Annotated in this window: 13 protein-coding genes; 10 read left to right on the top strand and 3 right to left on the bottom strand. The window is 72.6% G+C overall.

Going from position 1 to position 15,845, the window contains the following annotated elements; genetic code table 11:
- A partial coding sequence (locus D3105_RS24220) for a primosomal protein N' (RefSeq protein ID WP_133305705.1) occupies positions 1-1,615 on the top strand: 1,615 nt, incomplete at its 5' end.
- 94 nt (positions 1,616-1,709) lie between these two features.
- Here D3105_RS24220 and D3105_RS24225 read toward each other — a convergent pair.
- The gene (locus D3105_RS24225) at positions 1,710-2,276 is read right to left on the bottom strand and encodes a hypothetical protein (protein ID WP_118905162.1); all 567 of its coding nucleotides are present in this window, start codon (positions 2,274-2,276) and stop codon (positions 1,710-1,712) included.
- A 309-nt stretch (positions 2,277-2,585) separates the two neighbouring features.
- Between D3105_RS24225 and fmt the strand changes: the two genes are divergently transcribed.
- The 4 genes from fmt to D3105_RS24245 all read left to right on the top strand — a co-directional run bounded on the left by fmt (position 2,586) and on the right by D3105_RS24245 (position 7,010).
- Positions 2,586-3,518 carry a methionyl-tRNA formyltransferase gene (fmt, locus tag D3105_RS24230; RefSeq protein WP_118905163.1) on the top strand — a complete coding sequence of 311 codons (933 nt, stop codon included), beginning with the start codon at positions 2,586-2,588 and terminating at the stop codon, positions 3,516-3,518.
- Between the two features lie 97 nt (positions 3,519-3,615).
- Positions 3,616-5,049, top strand: coding sequence for an RsmB/NOP family class I SAM-dependent RNA methyltransferase (locus tag D3105_RS24235; RefSeq protein WP_118905164.1), 1,434 nt, complete (start codon positions 3,616-3,618; stop codon positions 5,047-5,049).
- A 148-nt stretch (positions 5,050-5,197) separates the two neighbouring features.
- Complete coding sequence (gene rpe / locus D3105_RS24240) at positions 5,198-5,881, top strand: ribulose-phosphate 3-epimerase (protein ID WP_109199139.1); 684 nt, start codon at positions 5,198-5,200, stop codon at positions 5,879-5,881.
- A 133-nt stretch (positions 5,882-6,014) separates the two neighbouring features.
- Positions 6,015-7,010 (top strand): sugar-binding transcriptional regulator, encoded by a 996-nt coding sequence (locus D3105_RS24245; RefSeq protein ID WP_065488064.1) that lies wholly within the window; start codon positions 6,015-6,017, stop codon positions 7,008-7,010.
- 66 nt (positions 7,011-7,076) lie between these two features.
- Here D3105_RS24245 and D3105_RS24250 read toward each other — a convergent pair whose 3' ends face one another.
- Positions 7,077-8,153 carry a terpene synthase family protein gene (locus tag D3105_RS24250; protein ID WP_118905165.1) on the bottom strand — a complete coding sequence of 359 codons (1,077 nt, stop codon included), beginning with the start codon at positions 8,151-8,153 and terminating at the stop codon, positions 7,077-7,079.
- Between the two features lie 297 nt (positions 8,154-8,450).
- Here D3105_RS24250 and D3105_RS24255 point away from each other — a divergent pair, with 297 nt between their 5' ends.
- The 5 genes from D3105_RS24255 to D3105_RS24275 all read left to right on the top strand — a co-directional run bounded on the left by D3105_RS24255 (position 8,451) and on the right by D3105_RS24275 (position 14,839).
- Positions 8,451-9,917: a GuaB1 family IMP dehydrogenase-related protein gene (locus D3105_RS24255; RefSeq protein ID WP_118905166.1), complete on the top strand. Its 1,467-nt coding sequence runs from the start codon at positions 8,451-8,453 to the stop codon at positions 9,915-9,917.
- Between the two features lie 164 nt (positions 9,918-10,081).
- Positions 10,082-11,539, top strand: coding sequence for an aldehyde dehydrogenase family protein (locus D3105_RS24260; RefSeq protein WP_118905167.1), 1,458 nt, complete (start codon positions 10,082-10,084; stop codon positions 11,537-11,539).
- A gap of 116 nt (positions 11,540-11,655) precedes the next feature.
- Positions 11,656-12,114, top strand: coding sequence for an Lrp/AsnC family transcriptional regulator (locus D3105_RS24265; RefSeq protein WP_003970382.1), 459 nt, complete (start codon positions 11,656-11,658; stop codon positions 12,112-12,114).
- Between the two features lie 184 nt (positions 12,115-12,298).
- Positions 12,299-13,096 (top strand): carbon-nitrogen hydrolase family protein, encoded by a 798-nt coding sequence (locus D3105_RS24270; RefSeq protein WP_118905168.1) that lies wholly within the window; start codon positions 12,299-12,301, stop codon positions 13,094-13,096.
- Between the two features lie 48 nt (positions 13,097-13,144).
- Entirely contained in the window at positions 13,145-14,839 is a 1,695-nt protein-coding gene (locus D3105_RS24275; RefSeq protein ID WP_118905169.1) for a flavin monoamine oxidase family protein, read from the top strand.
- Positions 14,840-14,864: 25 nt separating this feature from the next.
- Here D3105_RS24275 and D3105_RS24280 read toward each other — a convergent pair whose 3' ends face one another.
- Positions 14,865-15,575, bottom strand: coding sequence for a DUF5995 family protein (locus D3105_RS24280; RefSeq protein WP_118905170.1), 711 nt, complete (start codon positions 15,573-15,575; stop codon positions 14,865-14,867).
- Positions 15,576-15,845: the final 270 nt, after the last annotated feature.

Genomic DNA, 15,845 nt, shown 5'->3' on the forward strand with positions numbered 1-15,845 from the left:
CCCGCAGCCCCCGCCCCCGCCCCCGGACCCGGGCACCTGGGAGAGGTACGTCCAGGGCCCGGCCTTCCTGCGCGCACTGGCTGAAGGGGGCGCCCCGCGCGCGGTGTGGACCGCCCTGCCCGGACCGCACTGGCCCGCGGAGATCGCCGGGGCCGTCGCGGCGACGCTCTCCTCCGGGCGCGGCGCCCTCGTCGTCGTCCCGGACGGGCGGTCCGCCGCACGGGTCGACACGGCCCTGACCGAAGCCCTCGGCGCGGGGAGACACGCCCTGCTCACCGCCGAATCCGGCCCCGAGAAGCGCTACCGCCAGTGGCTCGCGGTACGCCGCGGCTCGGTGCGGGCGGTCGTGGGCACGCGGGCCGCGATGTTCGCCCCCGTCCGCGACCTCGGCCTCGTCGTCGTCTGGGACGACGGCGACTCCAGCCACAGCGACGACAACGCCCCCTTCCCCCATGTCCGCGAGGTCCTGGAGCTGCGGGCGGCCCAGGGCCGCTGCGGCTTCCTGCTCGGCGGGACGAGCTGCACGGTCGAGGCCGCCCAGCTCGTGGAGAGCGGCTGGGCGCTGCCGCTCCTCGCGGACCGCGAAGGGCTGCGCCGGGCCGCGCCCCTGGTCCGTACGGTCGGGGACGGCGAGCTGGCCCGGGACGGGGCCGCCCGCTCCGCCCGGCTGCCCAGCCTCGCCTGGGGGACCGTGCGCGACGGTCTGCGCACCGGACCGGTGCTGATCCAGGTCCCCCGGCGGGGTTACGCCCCCCGCCTCGCCTGCGAACGCTGCCGCACCCCCGCCCGCTGCCGGCACTGCGCGGGCCCTCTGGAAGCGCCGGACCAGCAGGCTCTGAACTGCGCCTGGTGCGGGCAGGCCGAGCGGGCCTGGAGTTGCGCGGAGTGCGGCTCCACCCGGCTGCGCGCCCGGATCGTCGGCGCCCGACGCACCGCGGAGGAGCTGGGCCGGGCCTTTCCCGCCGTGCCCGTCCGCACCTCGGGGCGCGACCACATCCTCGACGCGGTGCCCGACGCCCCGGCCCTGGTCGTCTCCACGCCCGGCGCGGAGCCCGTCGCCGAGGGCGGCTATGCGGCGGCCCTGCTCCTGGACGGCTGGGCCATGCTCGGCCGGCCCGATCTGCGCGCGGGGGAGGAGGCGCTGCGCCGGTGGCTGGCGGCTTCGGCGCTGGTGCGGGGGCAGGAGGAGGGCGGCACGGTGGTGGTCGTGGCCGAGCCGACGGAGCGCGCGGTGCAGGCGCTGGTCCGCTGGGACCCGGCGGGGTTCGCCCGGCGGGAGCTGGCGGAGCGGGCCGAGCTGGGCTTCCCGCCGGTCTCCCGGATGGCCTCGGTCACCGGCCCGCCCGAGGCCCTGGCCGCGTTCCTGCAGACCGCGGGGCTGCCGCCGGAGGCCGAGATCCTGGGACCGGTGCCGGCCCCTTCCACCGCGCCCGGGAGGGCCCGCAGGCCGGGGGACGCGCCACCGGGCGAGACCTGGGAGCGGGCCCTGGTCCGGGTGGTCCCGGGACGTGGGGCGGCGCTCGCCCGCGCCCTGAAGACGGCGCTCGCGGCCCGTACGGCCAAGGGCGCGAACGAACCGATACGCATCAGGATCGACCCGCCCGACATCGGCTGAGCCGGTGCCCGCGGGCCGTGTGCCCGCACCGGGCCCGGACTGGGAACTGCCCCGCCGTGCGACCGGCACGGTGGGGCAGAAGGGCGGCGTGCGGTCAGCCGTTGCGCGGGCCCGGGAACGCGCCCGGGCGCAGCTCCTCGCGGGCCGGCTGCGGGGCCGTCGACGGCTGCGGCGGCATCGAGCGGGCCGCCGGGACCGAGGGGACCGGGGAGCCGGACCCCTTGGCGGAGGATCCGGCCAGGCCGCTGCCGACGGAGACCGGGCGCGGCGCTGCGGTGTTCTCGCCGCCGGTCTCGGCGGCGGACTGCGGGGTGGCGCGGCGGGTTCCGTAACGGCGGTGGACGGCCTGCTTGGTGACGCCGAGGGCGGAGCCCACCGCGTCCCAGGAGAAGCCCAGCGATCGGTCGAAGTCCACCGCGGCCGTCACCAGGGTCTCGACGCTGTCCCGCAGCTCCTGCGCGAGGCGGACGGTGGGGGCCGGGGCCCTGCCGTAGACGACGAAGCCCGCGGAAGGGCCGGAGCGGCGCGGACGGTAGACGTTGCCCAGCTGGGCGGTGAGGGTGCGCAGCGCGTCCACCTGCCGCCTGACCCGCTCGATGTCCCGCACCAGAAGATGCAGACTGGCCCGCGCTTGGGCGTCGTGCGTTGCGTGGTCGGCCATGAAGAAGCCTCTCGAACCGGCGTTGAAAGGGATCGGGCCGCATCGGGGCGGCCCGCTTCGGTCAATCTCCTTTGACCAACGCCCGAGCCGGGTATGTGGTCACGCTATCGGGGCGTATGTGCATATGCACGGGGCGTGCGCGGCGCGCGTACGCCCCCTGGTCGCCGCCCCCGCGCAAGGGCCGCCGCCCCCGCGCAGAGCAGTCACCGCCCTCGCGCAGGGAGCGGCCGGGCCCGGTCCGACCCGAGACCCTAGACTGGTGTGCTGCTCGTCACCGTACGTCTTGGCCCGAGAGGCAGTCAGCCACCCATGAAGCTCGTCTTCGCCGGCACCCCCGAAGTCGCCGTCCCCGCCCTGGACGCCCTGATCGCCTCCGACCGCCATGAGGTGGCCGCCGTCGTGACCCGTCCCGACGCCCCCGCCGGGCGGGGCCGCCGACTCGTCGCTAGCCCGGTGGCCGAGCGGGCGGAGGAGGCCGGGATCGAGGTGCTCAAGCCCGTCAGGCCCCGGGACGAGGACTTCCTCGCCCGGCTGCGCGAGATCGCCCCGGACTGCTGCCCGGTCGTCGCCTACGGCGCCCTGCTGCCCAAGGTCGCCCTCGACGTGCCCGCCCGGGGCTGGGTCAACCTGCACTTCTCGCTGCTGCCCGCCTGGCGGGGCGCCGCCCCCGTGCAGCACTCCCTGATGGCCGGGGACGAGGTGACCGGCGCGTCGACCTTCCTGATCGAGGAGGGCCTCGACTCCGGCCCGGTCTATGGCGTCCTCACGGAGGAGATCCGCCCCACCGACACCAGCGGCGACCTGCTCACCCGGCTCGCGTTCGCCGGGGCCGGGCTGCTCGCCGCCACGATGGACGGCATCGAGGACGACACCCTGCACGCCGTGCCCCAGCCGCACGAGGGCGTAACCCTGGCCCCGAAGATCACCGTCGAGGACGCCCAGGTCCAGTGGTCCGCGCCCGCGCTGCGGGTCGACCGGGTGGTGCGCGGCTGCACCCCGGCCCCGGGCGCCTGGACCCTGTTCCGCGGCGAGCGGCTCAAGCTGATCCAGGCGACCCCCGTCCTGGACCGTACGGACCTGGCCCCCGGCGAGCTGTCGGCCGCCAAGAACAACGTGTACGTCGGCACCGGGTCGCACGCCGTCGAGCTGCTCTGGGTCCAGCCGCAGGGCAAGAAGCCGATGCGGGCCGCCGACTGGGCGCGCGGCGTCCGCATCGCCCACGGCGAGCTGCTGGGGTCGTAGCTCCCCCGGGCCGGAGAACCTCGCGTTCGGGAGGCCCCGGACGGCGTCGTACGCTGGGAGGGTTCGCCCCTCTCACCGTCAGCGGAGCACCTTTCACGTGAACGACCAGCCGCGTCGCCGTCCCGCCAAGCCCCACCGCCGGCCCAAGAAGGACCCGGTCCGCTTCCTCGCCTTCGAGGCGCTGCGGGCCGTCGACGAGCGGGACGCGTACGCCAACCTCGTGCTGCCCCCGCTGCTGAAGAAGGCCCGGGCCAAGGGCGACTTCGACGGCCGGGACGCGGCGCTGGCGACCGAGCTGGTCTACGGGACGCTGCGCCGCCAGGGCACGTACGACGCGATCGTCGCGGCCTGCATCGACCGGCCGCTGCGCGAGGTCGACCCGCCGGTCCTGGACGTCCTGAACATGGGCGTCCACCAGCTGCTCGGTACCCGTATCCCCACCCACGCGGCCGTCTCCGCCAGTGTGGAGCTGGCCCGGGTGGTGCTGGGGGAGGGGCGTGCGAAGTTCGTCAACGCGGTGCTGCGCAAGGTCACCGCGCACGACCTCGACGGCTGGGTGGAGAAGGTCGCCCCGCCGTACGACGAGGACGCCGAGGACCACCTCGCCGTCGTCCACTCCCACCCCCGCTGGATCGTCTCCGCCCTCTGGGACGCGCTGGGCGGCGGCCGGGCGGGCATCGAGGACCTGCTGGAGGCCGACAACGAGCGGCCCGAGGTGACCCTGGTCGCCCGCCCCGGCCGCTCCACCACCGAAGAGCTGGTCAAGGCCCTGGGTGAGGACAACAGCCTGCCCGGCCGCTGGTCGCCGTACGCCGTCCGGATGGCCGAGGGCGGCGAGCCCGGCGCGCTGGAGGCCGTCCGGGAGAGCCGGGCGGGCGTCCAGGACGAGGGCAGCCAGCTCGTCGCCGCCGCCCTGGCCGCCGCCCCCGTCGAGGGCCGCGACACCCGCTGGCTGGACGGCTGCGCGGGCCCCGGCGGCAAGGCCGCCCTGCTCGCGGCGCTGGCCGCCGAACGCGGCGCGACGCTGCTCGCCGCCGAGAAGCAGCCCCACCGCTCCCGGCTGGTCGAGCGGGCGCTCGCCGGCAACCCCGGCCCGTACCAGGTGATCACCACCGACGGCACCCGCCCGCCGTGGCTGCCCGGCACCTTCGACCGCATCCTGATGGACGTGCCCTGCTCCGGACTCGGCGCGCTGCGCCGCCGGCCGGAGTCCCGCTGGCGGCGTCGCGCCGAGGACCTGGAGGCCTTCGCCCCGCTCCAGCGCGGCCTGCTGCGCGAGGCGTTGAAGGCCGTACGGGTCGGCGGCGTGGTCGGCTACGCCACCTGCTCGCCGCATCTCGCGGAGACCCGGGTGGTCGTCGAGGACGTGCTCAAGGGCCGCGGCGGAGAGCCGGTCGAGGCGGAGTGGATCGACGCCCGCCCGCTGATGCCCGGGGTGTCCGCCCTGGGCGAGGGGCCCGACATCCAGCTCTGGCCGCATCTGCACGGCACGGACGCGATGTATCTGGCTCTGCTGCGCCGGACCGGCTGAATATCACCGCGTCAGCCCGCCCGCCCGCACGGCAAAAGAACGGTAAAGCGCTGGCAAAATGCCCAGAATGCGCGGACTGTGAGGGCTGTGTGAGGCTTCGGAGGGCATCGAGGCGGGGAACCGGCCTCAGACGTGGCAGGCTTGGGTCATGGCGCAGATCAACCCCAGCATCCTGTCCGCCGATTTCGCGCGTCTCGCCGAGGAGGCGAAGGCCGTCGAAGGCGCGGACTGGCTCCATGTCGATGTCATGGACAACCACTTCGTGCCCAACCTGACCCTCGGCGTGCCGATCGTCGAGGCGCTCAGCAAGGCGACGGACACCCCGCTGGACTGCCACCTCATGATCGAGGACGCGGACCGCTGGGCCCCGAGCTACGTGGAGGCCGGCGCCGGGTCCGTCACCTTCCACGCCGAGGCCGCCGCCGCGCCGGTGCGCCTCGCGCGGGAGATCCGGGCGAAGGGGGCGCGCGCCTCGATGGCGCTCAAGCCCGCGACGCCCATCGAGCCGTACGAGGACCTGCTCCCCGAGCTGGACATGCTGCTGATCATGACGGTCGAGCCGGGCTTCGGCGGGCAGGCCTTCCTGGACATCATGCTGCCGAAGATCCGCCGCACCCGGGAGCTGATCAGCAAGCACGGACTCGAACTGTGGCTCCAGGTCGACGGCGGGGTCTCGGCGTCCACCATCGAGCGCTGCGCCGAGGCCGGAGCCGACGTCTTCGTGGCCGGATCCGCGGTCTACGGGGCGGCGGACCCGGCGGCGGCGGTGCGTGACCTGCGGGCCCTGGCGGACGTGGCGACGGCCGCGGCCCCCTGGGCGTGCGACCACTGAACCAAGGGCAGATGAACGCGGTCCGACAGGGCCGATCAAGGATCGCCGGATCTGACAGGATGAACGGCGTATCGGGCGTGTGAACAGCAGTGAGGAGATCGCGGTGTCTGGCATCTCGGCGGGTCGGTCAGCCATGCGGATGGGACCCGCGGAGCTGGTGCAGGCGGCGGCCATGGCCCGCCGGTTCTACCTGGAGGGCAAGTCCAAGATCCAGATCGCCGAGGAGTTCGGCGTGAGCCGCTTCAAGGTGGCCCGGGTCCTGGAGACCGCCCTCGAACGCGATCTCGTACGCATCGAGATCCGGGTCCCGGCAGAGCTGGATGCCGAACGCTCCGACGCCCTGCGCGCCCGCTACGGGCTGCGGCACGCGGTGGTCGTCGAATCCCCGGCCGAGGAACAGGACGACGCCCCCGACCCGGAGAACCTGGGCGAGGTCGCGGCCGACCTCCTGGGTGAGCTGGTGGCCGAGGGCGATGTGCTCGGTCTGGCCTGGGGCCGCTCCACCATCCACATGGCGGCCGCCCTCGACCGGCTGCCGCCCTGCACGGTCGTCCAGCTGACCGGGGTGTACGACGCGGGCACCGCCGAGCGCGGCTCGGTCGAGGCGGTCCGCCGGGCCGCCCAGGTCTCCGGCGGCGAGGCGCACCCCATCTACGCCCCGATGCTGCTGCCCGACCCCGCGACGGCCGCCGCGCTGCGCGACCAGACGGGCATCGCCCGCGCCTTCGAGTACTTCGACAAGGTGACCGTCGCCGCCGTCTCCATCGGCTCCTGGGAGCCGGGTATCTCCACGGTTCACGACATGCTCTCGGACGAGGAGCGCGCCCACTACGCCTCGCTCGGCGTCGCCGCCGAGATGTCCGCGCACCTCTTCGACGCCGAGGGCCGCCGGGTCGGCCGCGACCTCGGGGAGCGCTGCATCACCGTGGAGGCGGACCGGCTGCGCCGGATCCCCGAGGTGGTCGCCATCGCGGGCGGCCAGCGCAAGGCGGCGGCGATCGGGGCGGTGCTCCGCTCCGGCCTGGTCACGAGCCTGGTCACGGACACCGCCGCGGCCGACTATCTGCTCACCGAGTCCGCCGCGGGGGTCCGCCCGGCGCTGGAGCGGGCCGACCCCGACGGGGAGTGACGTCGAAGACCCGCCGAGGGCCGTGCACCCCGCAAGGTGCACGGCCCTCGGTATTCGTCCCTGTCCTCAGCCGGCCGGGGGAGCCTTGGCCGCGCACGGGGCGGGGGTGGCGGCCTCGGTGCGCGCGGGCGGGACGCCCAGCACCGTCTCCTCCAGATACTCCTCGGGCTCCTCGTACTGCCCCACGTCCGCCGGGTTGTAGCGGGGCGTCTGGCGCGACCAGTCCAGGTTGCCGCGCATCCAGCTCCGCATCCCGTCGAGGTAGGGCACCAGCAGCCCGGACAGCTCCGGATACAGCTCCAGCAGCTCGTCCTCGGCGGTCAGGAACCGCTCGGTCTCCATCGCGAGCCGCTCGGCGACGTGGTCCAGTGCCTGCTGCTCCCCGAGGCCCCGGTGGTGGCGGACCAGATGGACGAGGTTGTGGATCTCGCCGAGCACCTGCTCCTTCTCGAAGGAGTACACGTCATTCGCCCAGCAGACGTGGTTGCACGCGGCTTCCAGAGCGGTGATGAAGCGGGGGTCGTTGTGGAGCGACTCCGGAGCCTCGATGCCCGCGACGATCTCTATGAGGTCCATGCAGACGTGGATGGCCCCGGTGTGCCGCCGCTTGGCGATGTACGTCTCCTCCGAGGGCACCACGTCCTCGGCGCGGTTGCCCGCCTCCCAGGTCGTGGCGGTCGTGAGGTAGGTGACCAGATGCCAGGCGAACCGGGTCCGCCAGTGCGGGGCCGCGTTCGGCGTCGTACGTTTCCACAGATCGGCCAGGGCGGTCACGGCGGCCGGGACCTCTTCCCCCGGCAGCGGCTCGGGGGCGGAGCCGTCGACGACCGCGCGCATCCGTTCGACCACGCTTCTCACCCGGTCGGGTGAACGGCCGAGGTGCCCGTCGTCGAGCTGGTCGTCGACCAGGAAGAGCCAGACGAACCAGTCGGCCACCAGATCGAGGTGTTCCTCGTCGGCCGTCGGGTAGACCATGCCGACGAACGCCCCGAAATCGGCTTGTTCGAATCGGTTCCTCGCGGACTCGCGATGGACCAGACCCGTCCGTCTGGTCCAGGCGTCCAGATGCCCCCGGGTGTGCCCCACGTGCGGGTTGGTCCGCTGCGGGAACGGGCAGTAGATGTCCGGCAGTTCGCTGTCCACAGGCGGATCGGGATCCTCTCCGGTCATACGGTGTGCCCAGGGTTGCCGACGAGCCGGATCGACGCTTCCGACACCCCCGAGACCTGCGGCTTTGAAGCTACCTGACCCCTTGTCACCCGGTCCAGGGATGGTGATCACGAATGATTCGAATCCCGTTCGGGTACAGTCCGTGGGTAAGGCAGGTTCGCTTGCCCGGGACCCCCGGCCGCCTCTTCGGAGGATCAGACGAAAGCGGGGGTCTTTTGCTGTGTCTTCGGGGAAACGACCTGCACGGTTTCGTATGAAAAAATGAGTCTTATGCGTTTTCTTGAGCCGGGCACCGGTCGCTACACAGAGTCCCCCGCGGTCCCGTACGACCTCACGTACGACGACGTCTTCATGGTCCCGGGCCGCTCCGCGGTCGGCTCCCGCCAGGGTGTGGACCTCTCGTCGCCCGACGGGACCGGTACCACCATTCCGCTCGTGGTCGCCAACATGACCGCCATCGCGGGCCGCCGGATGGCCGAAACCGTCGCCCGCCGCGGCGGCCTCGTCGTCATCCCCCAGGACATCCCGATCGAGGTCGTCACCGACGTCATCTCCTGGGTCAAGACGCGCCACCTCGTCCTCGACACCCCGATCGAGCTGGCCCCCGGCCAGACCGTCGCCGACGCGCTCTCGCTGCTGCCCAAGCGGGCGCACGGCGCGGGCGTCGTCGTCGACGCCGACCGCCGTCCCGTCGGTGTCGTCACCGAGCACGACCTCAGCGGCGTCGACCGCTTCACCCAGCTCTCCGAGGTCATGTCCAAGGACCTCGTGCTGCTGGACGCGGACATCGACCCGCGCGACGCCTTCAACAAGCTCGACGGCGCCAACCGCAAGCTCGCCCCCGCGGTCGACGCGGACGGCCGCCTCGTCGGCATCCTCACCCGCAAGGCCGCCCTGCGCGCCACGCTCTACACCCCCGCCACCGACGCCGGGGGCAAGCTGCGCATCGCGGCCGCCGTCGGCATCAACGGCGATGTCGCCGGCAAGGCCAAGCAGCTCCTGGACGCGGGCGCCGACGTCCTCGTCGTGGACACCGCCCACGGCCACCAGGAATCCATGATCAGCGCGGTGAGGGCCGTGCGGGCCCTCGACCCGCAGGTCCCGATCGTCGCGGGCAACATCGTCGCCGCCGAGGGCGTGCGCGACCTGATCGAGGCGGGCGCGGACATCATCAAGGTCGGCGTCGGCCCCGGCGCCATGTGCACGACCCGGATGATGACCGGCGTCGGCCGGCCGCAGTTCTCCGCCGTCCTGGAGTGCGCCGCCGAGGCGAGGAAGCACGGCAAGCACGTCTGGGCGGACGGCGGCGTCCGGCACCCGCGCGACGTCGCCATGGCGCTCGCCGCCGGCGCGTCCAACGTGATGATCGGCTCCTGGTTCGCGGGCACGTACGAGTCGCCCGGCGACCTCCAGCAGTCCGCCGACGGCCGCTTCTACAAGGAGTCCTTCGGGATGGCCTCGGCCCGCGCCGTGAAGAACCGCACCTCGGACGAGTCCGCCTACGACCGCGCCCGCAAGGCGCTCTTCGAGGAGGGCATCTCCACCTCGCGGATGTTCCTCGACCCGGCGCGCCCGGGCGTCGAGGACCTCATCGACTCGATCATCGCGGGCGTCCGCTCCTCCTGCACCTACGCCGGTGCCGGCTCGCTCGCGGAGTTCACCGAGAAGGCGGTCGTCGGCGTCCAGAGCGCCGCCGGTTACGCCGAGGGCAAGCCCCTGCACGCCAGCTGGAGTTGATCTCCGGGCCACGCGACGACCCCGCCCCCTCAGGCAGTTCCACGCCGGAGGGGGCGACGTCGTTTCCGGCCTGCCCGAGTGGCCGGGGGAGCGCTTCAACTCTGTTGAAATCTCAGTAATATGAACCGCAATCAGCTGCCTGCCTCTCTGCGGTAAGGGATCTCATGTCCTTCTTCACTGACCTGGCCCACCAGTACATCGACGGCGAGTGGAGGCCGGGGAAGGGGTCCTGGGACATCATCGACTTCAACCCGTTCGACGGGGAGAAGCTGGCCTCGATCCCGGTCGCCACCGCCGACGAGGTCGACCAGGCCTACCGGGCCGCCGAGCGCGCGCAGCAGGCGTGGGCGGACACGAACCCGTACAGCAGGCGGGCCGTTCTGGAGAAGGCGCTGCGCATCGTCGAGGAGCGCGAGCAGGAGATCGGCGAGGCGATCGTCGCCGAGCTCGGCGGCACCCGGCTGAAGGCCGCCTTCGAACTGCACCTGGCCAAGGAGTTCCTGCGCGAGGCGATCCAGCTGGCGCTGCGCCCCGCCGGACAGATCCTCCCCTCGCCGACCGAGGGCAAGGAGAACCGCGTCTACCGCGTGCCCGTCGGCGTCGTCGGGGTGATCAGCCCGTTCAACTTCCCCTTCCTGCTCTCCCTGAAGTCCGTCGCGCCCGCGCTGGCCCTCGGTAACGCCGTCGTCCTCAAGCCGCACCAGAACACCCCGATCTGCGGCGGCACCCTGCTGGCCAAGGTCTTCGAGGACGCCGGTCTCCCCGCCGGGCTGCTGAACGTCGTGATCACCGACATCGCGGAGATCGGCGACACCCTGCTGGAGCACCCCGTGCCGCAGGTCATCTCCTTCACCGGCTCGGACAAGGTCGGCCGCCACGTCGCCACCGTCTGTGCCCAGAACCTCAAGCGCGCCGTCCTCGAACTCGGCGGCAACAGCGCCCTGATCGTCCTCGACGACGCGGATGTGGACTACGCCGTCGACGCGGCGGTCTTCAGCCGGTACGTCCACCAGGGCCAGGTCTGCATGGCCGCCAACCGCATCCTGGTCGACCGCGCGGTCGAGGCGGAGTTCACCGAGAAGTTCGTCGCCAAGGTCGCGTCCCTCACCGTCGGCGACCCCGCCGACCCGGCCACCCAGATCGGCCCGCTGATCAACTCCTCGCAGGCCGAGTCCGTCTCCAAGCTCGTCGACCAGACCGTGGCGGCCGGGGCGACGGCCCTCCTGCACGGCCGCGCCGACGGCAACCTGGTCAGCCCCTCCGTGCTGACCGGCCTGGCCGCCGACTCGCCCGTCCTGCACCAGGAGATCTTCGGGCCCGTCGCCCTGCTGATCCCCTTCGACGGCGAGGACGAGGCCGTCCGGATCGCCAACGACACCCCGTACGGACTCAGCGGCGCCGTCCACACCGGCAACATCGAGCGCGGGGTGCGGGTCGGGCAGCGCATCCACACCGGCATGATCCACATCAACGACGGCACCGTCCACGACGAGCCGATCGTCCCCTTCGGCGGTGAGAAGAGCTCCGGCCTCGGCCGGCTGAACGGCGACTCGATGATCGAGGCCTTCACCACCCAGAAGTGGATCTCCATCCAGCACGGCCGCTCGCAGTTCCCCTTCTGACGGCCGGTTCCGCCGCTCCGGGCGCGCCCGGAACGGCGGCCCGTGGTCTACTGCGGGAGGCGGCACGCACCGCCTCCCGCAAGCCGACCCACCGCAGAGATAGCGAACCGCCCGACGTGCGCCTGAACGACCTCGACGAACGCATCGTCCACGCCCTCGCCGAAGACGCCCGGCGCTCCTACGCCGACATCGGCGCCATCGTCGGTCTCTCCGCCCCCGCCGTGAAACGCCGCGTCGACCGGCTGCGCGCCGAGGGCGCGATCACCGGCTTCACCGTGCGGGTCGACCCGGCGGCGCTCGGCTGGGAGACCGAGGGGTTCATCGAGATCTACTGCAGCCGCAACACCTCCCCGGACGCGATCAAGCAGGGCCTCGCCCGCTACCCGGAGATCGCCTCGGCCTCCACGGTGACCGGCGAGGCGGACGCGGTGGTGCAGGTCTTCGCCGCCGACATGCGCCACTTCGAGCAGGTCCTGGAGCGCATCGCGGGGGAGCCGTACGTCGAGCGCACGAAGTCGGTGCTGGTGCTCTCACCGCTGCTGCGCCGGTACTCCGCGGAGGCCCCGCCGGCCTGAAACGGGTGGCGCACATCACCCCACTGACCTGCGGTGATCCCCGACGCAACGATTCGCCGCCCTGGGCCCTTCCCGCGCAACGAATCAACGGTCGGCGCGCAACACTCGCGCCTTGTCCGGGCCGATCCGGGCCACGTACCTTCGATACGTCTCCCCACCCCGCCCGCACCGCCCGAGGTCAGCCATGCCGTCGTTGCGCACCGCCCTGCTCCAGAGCTCCGGACGGCCCGGCGCCGTCGCCGAGAACCTGAAGGCGCTCGACGAGGCCGCCGCCCGGGCCGCCGACGCGGGAGCCCGGCTGCTGGTCGCCCCCGAGCTGTTCCTCACCGGATACGCCATCGGCGACGCCGTGCCCGAGCTGGCCGAGCCCGCCGAAGGACCCGGCTCCGCGGCGATCGCCGAGATCGCCGTACGCCACGGCCTCGCGGTCCTCTACGGCTACCCGGAGCGCGACGGGGAGCGGATCTTCAACGCCTCCCAGCTCATCGGCCCCGACGGCGCGCGGCTCGCGAACTACCGCAAGACCCATCTGTTCGGCTGCTTCGAGCAGGAGTGGTTCACCCCCGGCGACCAGACCGTCGTCCAGGCCGACCTCGACGGCATCCGCATCGGCCTGCTGATCTGCTACGACGTCGAGTTCCCGGAGAACGTCCGGGCGCACGCCCTGGCCGGCACCGATCTGCTGCTGGTGCCCACCGCGCAGATGCACCCCTTCCAGTTCGTCGCCGAATCCGTCGTCCCCGTACGGGCCTTCGAGAGTCAGATGTACGTGGCGTACGTCAACCGCACCGGCCCGGAAGGGGAGTTCGAGTTCGTCGGGCTCAGCTGCCTGGCCGGCCCCGACGGGGTGGTGCGCGCCCGTGCCGGACGCGGCGAGGAACTCGTGATCGGCGAGGTGGACCCGGAGTTCCTGGCCGCATCGCGCGCCGCCAACCCGTATCTCGCAGACCGCCGCCCCGGCCTCTACGGTTCCCTCGCCTGAGCCCGACCCCTCCCCGAACTTCCGTACCGCGCAAGGAGTCCGTACCCCATGACGTCCACGGTGCCCAACGCCGTCCAGCACACCGACGCGGCCGCCCCGCCGATCACCATGTTCGGGCCGGACTTCCCGTACGCGTACGACGACTTCCTCGCCCACCCGGCGGGACTCGGGCAGATACCGGCGACCGAGCACGGCCAGGAGGTCGCCGTCATCGGCGGCGGGCTCTCGGGCATCATCGCCGCATACGAGCTGATGAAGATGGGCCTCAAGCCCGTCGTGTACGAGGCGGACCAGATCGGCGGCCGGCTGCGCACCGTCGGCTTCGACGGCTGCGACGGCGACCTCACCGCCGAGATGGGCGCCATGCGCTTCCCGCCCTCCTCCACGGCGCTCCAGCACTACATCGACCTGGTGGGCCTGGAGACCCGGCCCTTCCCCAACCCGCTCTCCCCGGCCACGCCCTCGACCGTCGTGGACCTCAAGGGCGAGTCGCACTACGCCGAGACCATCGACGACCTCCCGCAGGTCTACCGCGATGTCGCCGAGGCCTGGAACGCCTGCCTGGAGGAGGGCGCCGACTTCTCCGACATGAACAGGGCGCTGCGCGAGCGCGACGTCCCGCGCATCCGGGAGATCTGGTCGCAGCTCGTCGAGCGGCTCGACAACCAGACCTTCTACGGCTTCCTCTGCGAGTCCGAGGCCTTCAAGTCCTTCCGGCACCGCGAGATCTTCGGCCAGGTCGGCTTCGGCACCGGCGGCTGGGACACCGACTTCCCCAACTCCATCCTGGAGATCCTGCGCGTCGTCTACACCGAGGCCGACGACCACCACCGCGGCATCGTCGGCGGCAGCCAGCAGCTCCCGCTGCGCCTGTGGGACCGCGAGCCGCAGAAGATCGTCCACTGGCCGCTCGGCACCTCGCTCTCCTCCCTGCACGGCGGCGAGCCGCGCGGCGCCGTGACCCGGCTGACCCGCACCGCGGGCAACCGCATCACGGTCACCGACGCCACCGGCGACATCCGCACCTTCCGGGCCGCGGTCTTCACCGGCCAGTCCTGGCTGCTGCTCTCCAAGATCGACTGCGATGACGCGCTCTTCCCGATCGACCACTGGACGGCGATGGAGCGCACCCACTACATGGAGTCGTCCAAGCTGTTCGTGCCGGTCGACCGCCCGTTCTGGCTGGACAAGGACGAGACCACGGGCCGCGACACCATGTCGATGACGCTCACCGACCGGATGACCCGGGGGACGTACCTCCTGGACGACGGTCCGGACAAGCCCGCCGTCATCTGCCTCTCCTACACGTGGTGCGACGACAGCCTGAAGTGGCTGCCGCTCTCCCCGAAGGAGCGCATGGAGGTCATGCTCAAGTCGCTCGGCGAGATCTACCCGAACGTCGACATCCGCAGCCACATCATCGGCAACCCGGTCACCGTCTCCTGGGAGAACGAGCCCTGGTTCATGGGCGCGTTCAAGGCCAACCTGCCCGGCCACTACCGCTACCAGCGGCGGCTGTTCACCCACTTCATGCAGGACCGGCTGCCCGAGGACAAGCGGGGCATCTTCCTCGCCGGGGACGACATCTCCTGGACAGCCGGCTGGGCCGAGGGCGCCGTGCAGACCGCGCTCAACGCCGTGTGGGGCGTCATGCACCAGTTCGGCGGGGCGACGGACGGGACCAACCCCGGCCCCGGCGACGTCTTCGACGAGATCGCTCCGGTCGAGCTTCCGGAGGACTGAGTCCGGGGCCGCACCGACGCGGGCGTCAGCGGCACGGGGTGAGCAGGAGCCGCCCCACCAGACCCGCACCCGCGTCGGTCCGCTGCCGGAACTCCTCGGCCAGCGACGGGAATCCGCGCAGCCGCCAGAGCGTCCGGGCCGCCGACCAGGCTGCCTCGCGGGCCCGCTCCAGGCTCCAGGAACCCACCAGATGGGTCAGCGGGTCCGCGATCTCCAGCAGGTCGGGCCCCGGCATCAGTTCGTCGTGGATCCGCTCCTCCAGCAAGGCGAGGAGTTCACCCGCGCGCTCGAACTCCCCTTCCAGGTCGGGCGGTTCGCAGCCGAGCGTACGACAGGTGTCCACCACCGCCAGGACAAGATCGTGGCCCACGTGCGCCTGGAGGCCGCTGAGGGCGAACTGCAGCGGACGTACGCCGGGATGGCGGCGGCAGGGGAGCAACGGCCTCCAGCACTCCGGCGGCCGCCCGCCCGCCGTGGCCGTCTCGGCGGCCGACAGATAGCGCTCGGCGCACCGTACGCCCAGCAGGGCGGCGGCTTCCCGCTCGTCGGGCCTGCCCCCGCCGAGGTCCGGGGCCACCCGCTCGACGACCTCCAGATAGGCCGCGTTGAAGACCGCCACCCCGTCCCCGGACGGCCACCGGGAACGCAATTCCCGCATACGTTCGATCACCGGGGAGCCGCCCGGCGGCGGGCCGCCCCCTGGGGCCGGTACTGCGGACTGCTCGATCTGCGTCATGCGCGGAGCGTCCCAGGCCTAGGCTCGCCACGGCACCGACCGGCCCGAGTATTCATCGGAACGGACGAACAGCGGTGTCGGAAAAGGGGATCGAGGAGTGCCGGGCACCCGCGTACGACGCCGCACCGCTCACCGTGAACGCCGCCGCGCGGCCCGCCGGAACGCCTTGCTCGCCGTCGCCTCGGCGGTCGTGGCGATCGGCGCGACCGCCGGGCTGATCCACGCGGGCCACCAGGACGGGCGTGACACGGCCCGCCCCGAACCGACGCC

The sequence above is a fragment of the Streptomyces globisporus genome, from assembly GCF_003501885.1.
Classification (GTDB): domain Bacteria; phylum Actinomycetota; class Actinomycetes; order Streptomycetales; family Streptomycetaceae; genus Streptomyces; species Streptomyces globisporus_D.